The 13,435-nt window shown below is 39.9% G+C and carries 10 protein-coding genes; 4 read left to right on the forward strand and 6 right to left on the reverse strand.

Annotated features, from left to right (window positions below):
• Positions 1 to 23 precede the first annotated feature (23 nt).
• The 3 genes from C9J51_RS06340 (at position 24) to C9J51_RS06350 (ending at position 2,900) form a co-directional block, all read left to right on the forward strand.
• On the forward strand, positions 24 to 1,580 hold the full coding sequence (locus C9J51_RS06340; RefSeq protein ID WP_045040715.1) for a SulP family inorganic anion transporter: 1,557 nt from the start codon (positions 24 to 26) through the stop codon (positions 1,578 to 1,580).
• A gap of 124 nt (positions 1,581 to 1,704) precedes the next feature.
• Entirely contained in the window at positions 1,705 to 2,310 is a 606-nt protein-coding gene (gene cobO / locus C9J51_RS06345) for a cob(I)yrinic acid a,c-diamide adenosyltransferase (RefSeq protein WP_045040716.1), read from the forward strand.
• 155 nt (positions 2,311 to 2,465) lie between these two features.
• Positions 2,466 to 2,900: a phosphate-starvation-inducible protein PsiE gene (locus C9J51_RS06350; protein WP_045036708.1), complete on the forward strand. Its 435-nt coding sequence runs from the start codon at positions 2,466 to 2,468 to the stop codon at positions 2,898 to 2,900.
• A 107-nt stretch (positions 2,901 to 3,007) separates the two neighbouring features.
• Here C9J51_RS06350 and C9J51_RS06355 read toward each other — a convergent pair whose 3' ends face one another.
• The 6 genes from C9J51_RS06355 to apbC all read right to left on the reverse strand — a co-directional run bounded on the left by C9J51_RS06355 (position 3,008) and on the right by apbC (position 10,900).
• Complete coding sequence (locus C9J51_RS06355; protein ID WP_045036709.1) at positions 3,008 to 4,330, reverse strand: anaerobic C4-dicarboxylate transporter; 1,323 nt, start codon at positions 4,328 to 4,330, stop codon at positions 3,008 to 3,010.
• Positions 4,331 to 4,748: 418 nt separating this feature from the next.
• Entirely contained in the window at positions 4,749 to 5,735 is a 987-nt protein-coding gene (gene yhjD / locus C9J51_RS06360) for an inner membrane protein YhjD (RefSeq protein WP_045040717.1), read from the reverse strand.
• Between the two features lie 189 nt (positions 5,736 to 5,924).
• Entirely contained in the window at positions 5,925 to 8,030 is a 2,106-nt protein-coding gene (locus C9J51_RS06365) for an AsmA family protein (protein ID WP_107274913.1), read from the reverse strand.
• A gap of 208 nt (positions 8,031 to 8,238) precedes the next feature.
• Positions 8,239 to 8,832 (reverse strand): dCTP deaminase, encoded by a 594-nt coding sequence (gene dcd / locus C9J51_RS06370; RefSeq protein ID WP_045036712.1) that lies wholly within the window; start codon positions 8,830 to 8,832, stop codon positions 8,239 to 8,241.
• Positions 8,833 to 9,017: 185 nt separating this feature from the next.
• On the reverse strand, positions 9,018 to 9,662 hold the full coding sequence (gene udk / locus C9J51_RS06375) for a uridine kinase (protein WP_107236841.1): 645 nt from the start codon (positions 9,660 to 9,662) through the stop codon (positions 9,018 to 9,020).
• 149 nt (positions 9,663 to 9,811) lie between these two features.
• On the reverse strand, positions 9,812 to 10,900 hold the full coding sequence (apbC, locus tag C9J51_RS06380; protein ID WP_045036714.1) for an iron-sulfur cluster carrier protein ApbC: 1,089 nt from the start codon (positions 10,898 to 10,900) through the stop codon (positions 9,812 to 9,814).
• A gap of 259 nt (positions 10,901 to 11,159) precedes the next feature.
• Between apbC and metG the strand changes: the two genes are divergently transcribed.
• Positions 11,160 to 13,202, forward strand: coding sequence for a methionine--tRNA ligase (gene metG / locus C9J51_RS06385; RefSeq protein ID WP_045036715.1), 2,043 nt, complete (start codon positions 11,160 to 11,162; stop codon positions 13,200 to 13,202).
• The last annotated feature ends 233 nt before the right edge of the window (positions 13,203 to 13,435 follow it).

Here is a 13,435-nt window from a genome sequence, read left to right on the forward strand (position 1 = left end):
GCGAAGAGAAGAACGCCTAATATATGCCTGAATTTCCTCAAGTCTCACAACAATCAGTCAAAAATGATATCCTTTCAGGATTAACTGTAGCTCTCGCCTTAGTACCAGAAGCCGTTGCTTTTGCATTTGTTGCGGGTGTCGATCCTATGGTTGGTCTGTACGCCGCATTTATTGTTGGTTTAATAACAGCCATCTTTGGCGGTCGCCCTGGCATGATCTCTGGTGCAACCGGTGCAATGGCTGTTGTCATGGTCAGCCTTGTTGCTCAGCATGGTATTCAATACCTATTTGCGGCGGTGATGTTAGCCGGTGTCTTCCAAATACTCGCAGGTGTCTTCCGCCTCGGTAAATTCATTCGCATGGTGCCGCACCCAGTCATGATAGGTTTCGTGAATGGTCTTGCTATTGTTATCTTCTTAGCACAACTCGGTCAGTTTAAAGTGCCATCACTAACTGGTGGTCTTGAATGGATGCACGGTAGTCAGCTCTATATCATGCTGGGCTTAGTGCTGTTAACTATGTCTATCATCTACTTTTTACCTAAACTCACCAAAGCGGTCCCTTCTTCATTAGTTGCCATTTTAACCGTTACAGCATTGGTGCATGTATTAGGCTTAGACTCACGTACCGTGGTCGACTTTGTTCGCGCGATGAGTGGTGATGCAAACGCCACATTAGCGGGTTCTCTACCCACTTTTGCCCTACCTGATGTTAGCTTTAATCTAGCAACACTTAAAATCATTCTGCCTTATTCTTTAATTCTTGCTGCGGTAGGTTTAATCGAATCATTACTAACATTGACTGTTATTGATGAAATGACCAATACACGAGGTCACGGTAACCGTGAATGTGTCGGTCAAGGCATGGCAAACATCACCTGTTCTGTTTTCGGCGCGATGGGTGGTTGTGCGATGATTGGTCAATCAATGATCAACATTAACTCTGGTGGTCGTGGTCGTTTATCAGGAATTACTGCTGCCATTGGTCTACTGGTGTTTATTCTATTTGGATCAGCATTCATTGAGATGATTCCACTGGCGGCACTGGTTGGTGTGATGTTTATGGTGGTGATTGGTACCTTTGAATGGGCAAGTTTACGTATGATGCGTAAAGTACCAAAACATGACTTCTTCACCATTATTCTTGTTACCTGCGTGACGGTTGCCGCGGATCTTGCGGTTGCCGTATTCGTCGGTGTGATTTACTCAGCTTTAGTGTTTGCGTGGAATCATGCCAAACAAATTTATGCCAGTTCTCACATTGATAACGACGGCGCAAAAGTGTACCAAATTAATGGCCCATTGTTCTTTGGTTCAGCATCTCATTTCCTTGAGTTATTTGACGCACCTAATGATCCACAAACTGTGATCATCGATTTTGCTCATTCACGTGTTGCTGACCACTCAGCCATTGAAGCGATTGATACCCTTGCTGAACGCTATGCTACCCGCAAGAAAACCCTTCACATTCGCCACCTAAGCCCTGAATGTCGTCGATTACTACAAAAAGCAGGTAACTTAGTTGAAGTAAACATGCTAGAAGATCCAACCTATAAAGTTGCAACGGATGTTCTAGGCTAATCAACGTAATTCACCAAAATAAAAGCCCGTGTAGTCCTGTGACTACGCGGGCTTTCGTTTATAATCACCAATACGTTATGATGGTATTTATTATAAATACCGCACCGTTACCAAAGAGGAAATTATGGTTGATGCAACCACCAAGGATGATCGCCACCAAGCCCGTCAACAACGCTTAAAAGAACAGGTTGACAGTAAAATTAATGCCGCACAACAAGAGCGAGGATTAGTACTGGTTATAACAGGCAACGGTAAAGGAAAATCGACCTCAGGCTTTGGAATGATCGCGCGCGCTGTCGGCCATGGTCAACAATGTGGTGTTGGTCAATTTATCAAAGGCACGTGGGATTGTGGTGAGCGTAATCTACTACAACAACATGGAGTTATATTTTCGGTTATGGCAACTGGCTTTACATGGGAAACCCAAAATAAAGCGGCAGATACACTTGCAGCACAAGCGACATGGGCCGATTGTAAAGCGATGTTAGCGGATGAGAAATTAGACGTGGTGTTGCTTGATGAACTGACTTATATGGTGACTTACGACTATATTGAGTTAGATGAAATCATTACCGCGATCAACGCCAGACCATCACAACAAACCGTTATTATTACAGGACGTGCGGCTCATCGTCGTTTAATTGATATTGCAGATACCGTTTCTGAAGTACGCAATGTTAAGCATGCTTTTGAACAAGGAATCAAAGCGCGCAAAGGCATTGATTGGTAAAGACAACAGCGTCTAGCGTTCTAAAAAAAAGCAATATGGACAATAAACTAACACTCATTTAGATTGAATGATATTTTACTATTAGAATAAGCATTACATTTTATAATACAAAAATGCCTATTAAAAATATAAACAGCATTAAAGCTGGAGAAAGTATGCCGTCTCATTTACCCCGCTCATTTAGTAAACCATTTCTGAAAGTTTTTCATATTTTAGAAGCAATATTATTACTAGCCATTACCTTAGCAACCGTTGTTGCGATGGTGAATGAATTCATTCATGTATTTGTTAACCGCAATATTCAGTTAACCGACATTTTATTAATGTTTATCTATCTCGAAATTCTGGCGATGGTGCAACAATTTGTTGCTCACGGTAAAATCCCCGTACGATACCCACTTTATATCGCGATTATGGCTATTGCCCGTTATATCACTCTTGGCATGAAAGAGCTTGATGGCACTTTTATTATTTGGTTATCACTGGCCGCCTTTATTCTCTCCGCAGCGACTGTTTTAATTCGAATTGGTCATCACTATTGGCCTTATGATGAACCAGAAGAACAGGGTAAAAAGCAAGCTGACGATTAATTATCAGATTTAAAATACTGTACGCTTTAACGTTAAAAGGGCGAATCTAATGATTCGCCCTTTGCTATTTAAAAAGCCATTCATAACAAAGTGAGACGAATTAGCGCTTAAATAATGATTTGTGCAAGTGTATAACCAATACAACATGCTGAAATAACACCAATTAAACCAGGCATCATAAAGCTATGGTTAAAGTACCACTTACCAATTTGAGTCGTACCTGTTACATCAAAGTTAACAGTTGCGATATCTGAAGGATAATTAGGAATAAAGAAATAACCGTATGTCGCTGGCATTAAACCAATTAATAACGCTGGGTTTAATCCCATCGCTAAACCGACAGGTAACATCATTCTAGCTGTTGCTGCTTGTGAGTTCACCACAACAGAAACCGTGAATAATGCCAATGCAAATGTCCATGGGTAATCTTGTACCATTGCCGTAATGCCTGATTTAAATGATGGCATCGCATATTGGAAATAAGTATCACTCATCCAAGCAATACCAAAAATAGCAATCGCTGCGACCATTCCTGATTTAAACACTACCCCTTCAGGCACTTTCTGCACATTCGTACGTGTCACTAATAGAATTAAACCACCAAAACCTAACATCATCATTTGAATAATTAATGACATAGAAATAGGCTTGGCATCACCAATGGTACGAATTTCTGGCACCATCGCGACAATAACAATCGTTATTAATGCGACAATAAACAAGATCACCGCATGCATAGCAGAACGTGGTAATTGTTCATTGAGTGAGGTTTTAGTGGTATGCAAAATTTGCTCACGCCAAACTGGATCTTTCAAACGGCGTTGATATTCAGGATCATCAGCAAGCTCTTTACCACGACGCAAACTATATAGTGATAATAGTAATGTACCGCCTAAGGTTGCAGGAATAGTCACCATCAAAATGGATAATAAATGAATAGATTCAGTGATGGTCGACAGTTGAGCAAGATAATAAACGACAGCAGCAGAAATAGGACTGGCAGTGATCGCAAGTTGAGAGGCAACAGAAGAAGCCGCCATTGGACGCTCTGGACGAATACCATTTTTAAGGGCAACATCACCAATAATTGGCATAATTGAATATACCGCATGACCCGTCCCTAACATAAAGGTCATAATATAAGTCACTAACGGACCAACAATAGTAACGCGCTTCGGATTACTTCGTAAAATACGCTCTGCTATTTGCAGCATGTATTTTAAGCCACCAGCGGCCTCAAGAATGGATGCACATGTTACAACCGCAAGGATAATCAACATCACGGTAATCGGTGGTGATGTCGGTGGCATACGGAAGATAAACACTTCCACCAGCAAACCTAATCCCGACACAACCCCTAACCCAATACCACCAAAGCGACTACCTGCATACAGTACTAACAATAGGAATAAAAATTCCAAATACAACATGACCTATCTCCTTATATATCATTGATACTCTGTTAACCAAAGTACCGATTATTAGGATCAACATGCCTCTTATCTTAATCACTGATATTGATAAATATCAAACTACTTAATAGCAATAAATGCTTAATTTTACTTATGAGAACCATCACAAATAACAGTCAGCATATAAAAACAACTTAACCACCTAATTAATCACAAATAATTACAAAAAAATCACCACCAAGTAACCTTACCCACATCCAAGATGATAAAAAAATCATAGTGTTCACTTACACAGCAACAATAATATTCATCACTTTGCATTCAATAATGGGATGCAAACAGTATCAACACTCAACATTTGTAACAATACAAAAAAAAAGAACAGCGATAACGCTATCCTTTTTATCCATTACCGTCTGTTTATGAGCAATGGAAACTATTTTTCGGTAACACTCTCTGTAGCAACATTCTCTTCAGTAACACTATCATCGGGACGATTTTCTTTAGCTGTCGCTATCCAAGCTGCACAGAATAAGGTCAATCGTGCAAAGAAATAGAAGAAAGCCATTAAACCGATAATAGAACCAAAGGCAGCACCTGATGGTGAGCTAGCTAATTTAGGCAATAAGAACGTCATCGCAAACTTAATCGCTTCAAAACCAATAGCAGCCAGTAATGTCCCCTGCATTAAACTTTTACGGTTAAAGCGGCGACGAGGCAACATCCAAAAGATCCACAGGAACATAAGGTAGTTAGCTAAAATAGAAATGGTCAAAGCAATGGTCGTTAATACAGGTCGTAACCACGTAATCCCCCCAAGGCCTAATGCATCAACAATCGTTGCTTGCGCAGAACCGGCAACAGAGGTTAATACGACGGTAAAAATTAATGCCGCTACTAACCCTGTTAAACCAATAAGATCTTTACAGTATTGTAGAAGAATATGTTCTTTGTCTTCTGGTTTACGTTCCCACACATCACGGGTTTGTGCCCGAACAGCTTCGCGTAAATTTCCCATCCAACTGATGCCAGAATAAAGCGCAATCGCCAAGCCACTCAAACCAACAGTAGTACGTTGATTAATTGCAGTTTGTACCATTTGCTTTAGTGTATTAGCCAAATTAGGATCAGTTACACCTGCAACAATTTTATCAATAATATTGGTTAGCAATGCTTGATTTGACGCTAAAATAAAACCCGCAGCAGCAAAAAGCACCATTAAAATGGGAATAAGTGATAAAAATGAAAAATAGGTAATTGCTGCACCAAACTGACTGCCTAAACGGTCATTAAAGCGATCAGCTGCCCGTATAAAGTGATCGATCGGAGGCAATGCTTTTATCGCATTACCAACAAGGGTTAATACTCCCATTATTTTAGAGAATAACGTCGATTTTTCAGAAGATGTCATTTTGTTCGTCATAATTTAATTGGTGCTGTCATAAAAATACTCAACAATATTAGCAATGGATAAAACAAACCCACCTAATAATAACAAGTCATTAAACACCTGCTACCTAATTGATTATATAGTTAAAAAATAAAGGTTTGCCAGTAATAGCAAACCTTTTCTATTATGCTTTACCTTAACAATACCACCACTATTTAAGGGTTAATTGAAAAGCCCTTTAAGTAGCTTATCGGCGGCATTTTTAATATTATCGTCTTTTGCTTTATCACCAAAAAGTTTTTCTAAGCCGCGATTGATTTCTTTCTTAGCTTTACTCTCTAGCTCTGCATTATTCTTAAATAAGTCTTTAATATTTAAGTTATATTTAGGCTGTTGCCAAGTTCCACTCACATGAATAGGAACGGCAATGCCTTTGATTTTATCCAGTCCTTTACCACTAGCAACAATCTCAGAATTAACCATAAGATCAATACCTTCATTAACAAGGCTTGTTCTTCCTTTGCCTGTAATGACAACTAACGGTGACGCCAATTGAAAATTATCTGTTGCCGCAAATCCATTATTCAGTTTTAGCGTTGTGGTTAGTGCTGAGAAATCTGTTTTCTTCGTTGTATCACTGGCCGTATTTGTTTGGTCTTTTAATTTAGCTTTCGCATTGCGTAATAAATCAGGAATATTGATCCCATATACAGCACCATCTGCAATATTTACTTTAATCGAACCTGCAATATTATGACGAATATTTGCTTCCGATAAGCCATGTCCACTTAAATCAGTTGTAATATTGGCTTTACCTGCAAGCAACTTATTATTCGCCACCGCAGTTAATAACGGTAAAATATTTACATTTGAAATGGTATTTTTTAGACGGTAACTTGGCAATGCACTGTTTACATTAACAAAAGCACTACCCGTTACTTTACCGCCATATAAATTGGCTTCAAAACGGTTAATCGTTGCCACACCTTGTTTAACCGAAGTCACCACTTTAACATTTGCGACATCAGCATTATCTACGGTTAACTGCTTAATCGCTATCATACCAGCAAGATTGATATTTTTTAGTGCACTAAGATCAGGTTCTTGCGCTGAAGTATCGTTATTTTCTTTAGCAACAACCGTATTCATCGCAGCAGCTGCCGACGCATTATTATTTGAATTTGTCGCTACTGTTTTAGCGGGCAACCAATCATCAATATTAATAGCATCGCTTGATAATGCAAAACGAATATCAGGAATATCCGCCGCTAAATATGAACCCGACCCTGATACCATTGTGCCATCGGCATTAAGCGTTAACTGACTCACCAAGGTCAATTTTTGACTAATATCATACGTTGCATCAGCATCAACCACTAAGTTGATTGTAGGACGAGGTAACGTTTTACCCACTAAATCATTGGTGACTTTTAGCCCTTGAACCGTAATAACATTGTGATCTGTTGATAGTTTAACTTTCGCCGCACCGTGAGTATCAAAATTTAGATTTGGTACTTTGCCATCCACTGAAAAAGTCACATTTGACCACTGACCAAGAGTAAATTGATCAAGCCCTAATGCTGCATTTTTAATATCAATATTACCGTCAGTCATACTCATTGTGGCAGATAACGCTTTTAAATTAACATTCTTATAGTCAGCGGCAAGATTGATATCTGTACTACCTTGCGCACTAAAGGTTAATGCGTTGACATTGCCTTGCACATTAAAGGTAGCTTTAGTCCATGTTTGTGGCTGAAAGCTATCAAGCGTGAAATTAACGTGATTAAGTTGTGCAACCATCTTGGTTTGATCATTACGTATATCTGCACTCGCATTAACTAACTTAATACCAGCAACTGATACTTTCCACAGTGCCTTTTGATCATGATTCGTTATCGTATTTTCTGTCGTTGTTGTTTCAGCTTCTGCTTTTTTAGCCATTAAACCATCAAGGTTAGTATGACCATTTGCTAAAGTTTGAACAAAAACATGCGCGCCATCTAAACGCATTTCACCAATATCAAGATGTTGAGACAATAACGGTAAAACTGATACGGATAAGTCTGCTTGTTTAAACTGCACTAAATTAGGCTCAGCAAACCCCTTAGGATTTCGAAATTCAGTTTCACCAACACTTAATCCTAATGTAGGGAAAAAACGCCAATTAATATCACCATTAATAACTAAGTCTCGTCCCGTCATTTTCTTAACTTGCTCAGTCAGTAATGGCTTAAACTGATTTGGGTTTACAAACGTTACTAGTGCACCAATACCAATCACGACTAATAAAATCAGCCCGAGTAATATATACAGTATTTTTTTCATTATGCCCTCGGATATGCATATAACGTCACAATTAATAGTGTGCTATGCAAAAAGAATTTGTTGGAAATTAACCCTATAAATCAATGTTATTAAGACCATTAACTCCAAGATTAGTTCATCATAAACATAATAGCTAAACAAAAGGCAACCCGAAGGCTGCCTCTAATAAATTTTGAACAATAACAACAATAATGAGCATCTAAGCAGATTAACTTTGTTTGTCATCTTCATTAATACGACTTGCCACAGCACCTTGCTGATTTTTATATTTCGCATCAACACGCTTGTTATACGGTTTTTCCGCCGGACCCGACAAGGTCTCAAAACTTAGCGCACCAATAGGCATATGTGGTCGTAACGCTAATGGTAAACGACCTGAATTATAAAATTCAAGCACAATCCGTCCAGACCAACCAGGATCAATACGATGCGCAGTTACATGCACCATTAAACCTAAACGGGCCAATGATGAACGACCGTCCAACCAACCAACAATGTTATCGGGTAATGTCACTGACTCATGAGTAACCGCTAATGCAAGCTGACCCGGATGAAGAAAAAAGGCTTCTTCTTCTGCGACAATAATCTCATCACTCATTACTTTTTCAAGTTGAGTGGCGACATCTTCTTTTTTACCGGATAGATCAATAAATGGTGCACCATGATCATTAAAGACGCGGAAATTATTCCCAAGGCTTACATCAATCGTTAGGCCACTTATACAATCATCAGATGGTCGTGGTTCAATGCTGATTTTGCCTTCATCAAGGTAAGCCCTGATATCTCTATCACAAAGTCTCATTCAAACTCTCCTGCATAATACACACTCTATCCTGTCAGTGCTTAGCACATGAGAGTGGTATAACAAAACTCATCAATAAAACGCAGTGTCGTTGATGGGTCAGCAAAGGGTAACGGGATTACACCCAACAATTATAACCATAAAAATAAGGCTGACATATTGTCAGCCTTATTTATTTTAAATCATTACGAACGCAGCAATTTAGCGATATGTGCTTTTAACACATCGATTGCGATACGGTTCTTACCACCACGAGGAACAATAATATCTGCATATTGTTTTGATGGTTCAATAAACTGCATAAACATTGGACGTACTGTTTTTTGATATTGAATCAATACTGATTCCATCGTACGACCACGCTCAGCAACATCACGTTGTAAACGACGTAACAGACAGATATCCAATGGTGTATCCATAAAGATACTCGCATGCATAATGTCACGTAAACGAGGTTCAGTTAACAATAAAATACCTTCTAAAATGATCACTTTTTTCGGTGTCATCGTGGTGCTTTCTTGTAAACGAGTATGCTCGCTGTAGCTATATTGTGGTACTTCTACTGCTTCACCTTTCATTAACTGCTCTAAATGATCACATAATAAATTATGATCTAGTGCACTTGGATGATCGTAATTAGTTTTAACACGATCCTCCATTGATAGGTGGCTTTGATCGTTATAGTAACAATCTTCCGTGATTACACCGATCTGATGATCGCCGACTTTTTCTTTTAACTCTTTATAAACTGTACTGGCAATCAGACTTTTACCGGAAGCAGAAGCGCCTGCAATACCGATAATAACGCATTGGTGTGAAGTTTCAGACATATCAGAAAGTACCTATTAGACCACGTAGCAAGGCGAATTTGGATAAATTAAACCCTCCGATTATAAGCAGTTGCTATGACAGATACCAGTAAAAATGAGGCATCTGTCATATCTGATTATAATATCAACAGGTTTTGTTTGATTAGCTGTTACATTGTACGAATAGTAATCTGCTCAGCAACCGTTTCACCCTGCCAATATAATCGACTAGCGATATTGGCTGCTAACATAATGTATGCACCAGCTTGTTCTGATTCAGGAGCGGCAATCACTGTTGGCTTACCGTTATCAATATCTTGACGAATTTTGATATCTAATGGCAATTGTGCCAATAACGGTACTGCATAATCTTGTGCCATTTTAGCCGCGCCACCCGTACCAAAAATATGCTCTTGATGACCACAATGGCTACAAATGTGATAACTCATATTTTCAACAATGCCCAGCACAGGAACATCGACTTTATTGAACATACTAATGCCTTTAATCGCATCAGCTAAGGCTAAATCTTGCGGCGTTGTCACCACTATCGCACCTGTCACAGGAATTTGCTGTGATAACGTTAATTGAATATCACCCGTACCTGGTGGCATATCAATAACAAGATAATCCAGATCTGGCCACCATGTTTCACTGATAATTTGCGCCAAAGCTTTTGATGCCATAGGACCACGCCAAATGGTTGCGCTCTCTGCTGGCACTAAATAACCCACAGAATTGGTATACAAGCCATACGCTTCAATAGGTGACATCATTTTGCCATCAGGCGATTGCGGCTTAGCATCCATTGTACCTAACATCATCGGGACTGAAGGACCATAAATATCAGCATCTAATAGGCCGACTTTGGCACCTTGTTGTTGTAAACCCAATGCTAAATTAACCGATGTTGTTGATTTACCAACACCACCTTTAGCTGAACTCACAACAATAATGTTTTTAACACCTTGAAGTGGCTGCTTATCAGCAACAGCTAACGTTGCCACTCGACAACGAACATCAACGTTTAACGCGGCATTCACAATACCTTGTTGCTGTTGCTCTGCAATCCATTGACGTAACTGTTGCGCTAATTCGTTGGCTGCAAACGGGATGGTAATCATAATTACCCCCTCTGCCGATACCGAAACAAGATGAGGGACATCCGCCCATTCTGCACTTAGTAGCGGATGTTCAAACTGATTTAGCCATTGGCTAATATCACTAACACTGTCGAAATGGTTTGTTTCTATTGCCATAAATTAGCACTCCACATAAATGTCATCGCTTATTAGCAACATCTACGTCACAGTATTAGTATAGAAAACAACCAGTAACGTTGATGCTGCGAGGTAATATCACCCTCTTTTTCTTCATGCTACCACCAAAGTACCCTTTCTGCCCGATTTCCCCCGTCCTAAAACAGATAAATCAGTATCCGATGCTAGTCAATATGCTGTCCATCAGGTAGTATTTGCAGCTATGTTTTTCTACCCATCACGAGCGAAAGAAGTAATTATGGCTGCTAATCCAAGAAAAATTCTGGTGACCTGCGCCCTGCCGTACGCTAACGGTTCTATCCACTTAGGTCACATGCTAGAGCATGTTCAAGCGGATATTTGGGTGCGCTACCAGCGCCTTCGTGGCAACGAAGTTCATTTTATCTGTGCAGATGACGCACACGGTACGCCAATCATGCTTAAGGCCCAGCAGATGGGTGTGGAACCTGAGCAAATGATTGCAGAAGTGAGCAAAGAGCACCAAGCTGACTTCGCCGGTTTCGATATTGACTTTAGCAATTACCACAGCACGCATTCGCCTGAAAACCGCGAACTTGCTTCTTTTGTTTACACCCAGTTAAAAGACAAAGGCTTTATTACTAGCCGCACTATTTCTCAGCTGTTTGACCCTGAGAAAGAAATGTTCTTGCCTGATCGCTTTGTAAAAGGCACATGCCCTAAGTGTAAAGCTGAAGATCAATACGGCGATAACTGTGATAACTGTGGTGAAACTTACAGCCCAACAGATCTGATTAATCCAAAATCAGCTGTATCTGGTGCTACACCAATCATGAAAGACTCAGAGCACTTCTTCTTTGATCTGCCACAGTTTGAAGACATGCTAAAAGCGTGGACTAAATCTGGTGCACTTCAAGATGAAACATCAAACAAGATGCAAGAGTGGTTCGAGTCAGGCCTACAACAGTGGGATATTTCTCGTGATGCACCTTACTTCGGTTTTGAGATCCCTGGCGAACCTGGCAAATACTTCTACGTATGGCTAGATGCACCAATCGGCTACATGGGTTCATTTAAGAACCTTTGTGACAAGCGCGATGATCTTGATTTTGACGAATTCTGGAATAAAGACAGTTCAACTGAGCTTTACCACTTCATCGGTAAAGACATTGTTTACTTCCACAGCCTATTCTGGCCTGCAATGCTAGATGGCGCAGGTTTCCGTAAGCCAAATAACGTGTTCGTACATGGTTACGTAACCGTGAATGGCGCGAAGATGTCAAAATCTAAAGGCACATTTATCAAGGCGGGTACTTACTTAAACCACCTTGATCCTGAATGCCTACGTTACTACTACGCAGCAAAACTAAACAACCGTATTGATGATCTCGATCTTAACCTTGAAGATTTCACTCAACGCGTAAACAGCGATGTTGTGAACAAGATTGTTAACCTAGCATCACGTAACGCAGGCTTTATTGCTAAGCGTTTTGACGGCATGTTATCTGAGAATTTTTCAGAGCCTGAGCTTTACGCTGAATTCGTTGGCGCAGCAACACGTATTGGTGATCTTTATGAAAACCGTGAATACAGTCGCGCTATTCGTGAAATCACCGCACTGGCTGATAAAGCTAACCAGTATGTTGATGAAAAAGCACCTTGGGTTGTGGCGAAACAAGAAGGTAAAGATCAAGAGCTACAAGAAATCTGTACTGTTGGTATCAACCTGTTCCGCGTATTAATGGCTTACCTAAAACCTGTAATGCCAAAACTTACCGAGCGTACTGAAGCTTTCTTAAATGAAACGCTAACGTGGGAAAGCATCGAAACACCATTAACAAACCATGAAGTTACTAAGTTCAAGGCATTGTTTAATCGTATCGATCCTGTCCATGTTGCAGCAATGGTTGAAGCATCTAAAGAAGAAGCAGCGGCTGATAAAGCGGCGATTGAAGCGGCCCAACCAAAAAGCCCATTAACAGATGAGCCAATTGAAGCTGAAATCGAGTTTGATGATTTTGCTAAAATTGATATGCGTATCGCTAAAATTGTTTCTTGTGAAGCAGTGCCAAAAGCAGACAAACTACTGAAATTCCAATTGGATATCGGTGGTGAAATGCGTCAAGTATTCTCTGGTATTAAATCAGCTTACACACCAGAAGAGCTTGTTGGTAAAATGACGGTAATGGTTGCTAACCTAAAACCGCGTAAAATGAAATTCGGCATGTCTGAAGGTATGATCCTTGCAGCGGGCCCTGGTGGTAAAGATCTATGGATCTTAGAACCTCATGAAGGTGCTCAGCCAGGTATGCGTGTAATGTAATTTACACTGCATCTTAATTCTCGATACCGATAACACTGTTATCGGTATTTTTTTATCTTTTTTTACACATCCCTCGCTTTATAGAACACCAAACCGATCACCTTACGACCGCTTGTTAATAGGTTGTTGAATATTGATCTAGCTCCGCTGCAAACTCTAATTTTATAAACAAATATTCATCTCTCGTTCATAATTAGCGATCTTGATCGTTTTCCCTTCTGACAATATCACTT

The organism is Photobacterium iliopiscarium (genome assembly GCF_003026395.1).
Classification (GTDB): domain Bacteria; phylum Pseudomonadota; class Gammaproteobacteria; order Enterobacterales; family Vibrionaceae; genus Photobacterium; species Photobacterium iliopiscarium.

Excerpts from the sequence above, each read along its gene's own strand:
- dcd (WP_045036712.1), bottom strand. The coding sequence starts at position 8,832 with ATGAGACTTTGTGATAGAGATATCAGGGCTTACCTTGATGAAGGCAAA.
- cobO (WP_045040716.1), top strand. The coding sequence starts at position 1,705 with ATGGTTGATGCAACCACCAAGGATGATCGCCACCAAGCCCGTCAACAA.
- apbC (WP_045036714.1), bottom strand. The coding sequence starts at position 10,900 with ATGGCAATAGAAACAAACCATTTCGACAGTGTTAGTGATATTAGCCAA.
- C9J51_RS06350 (WP_045036708.1), top strand. The coding sequence starts at position 2,466 with ATGCCGTCTCATTTACCCCGCTCATTTAGTAAACCATTTCTGAAAGTT.
- metG (WP_045036715.1), top strand. The coding sequence starts at position 11,160 with ATGGCTGCTAATCCAAGAAAAATTCTGGTGACCTGCGCCCTGCCGTAC.
- C9J51_RS06355 (WP_045036709.1), bottom strand. The coding sequence starts at position 4,330 with ATGTTGTATTTGGAATTTTTATTCCTATTGTTAGTACTGTATGCAGGT.
- udk (WP_107236841.1), bottom strand. The coding sequence starts at position 9,662 with ATGTCTGAAACTTCACACCAATGCGTTATTATCGGTATTGCAGGCGCT.
- C9J51_RS06340 (WP_045040715.1), top strand. The coding sequence starts at position 24 with ATGCCTGAATTTCCTCAAGTCTCACAACAATCAGTCAAAAATGATATC.
- C9J51_RS06365 (WP_107274913.1), bottom strand. The coding sequence starts at position 8,030 with ATGAAAAAAATACTGTATATATTACTCGGGCTGATTTTATTAGTCGTG.
- yhjD (WP_045040717.1), bottom strand. The coding sequence starts at position 5,735 with ATGACGAACAAAATGACATCTTCTGAAAAATCGACGTTATTCTCTAAA.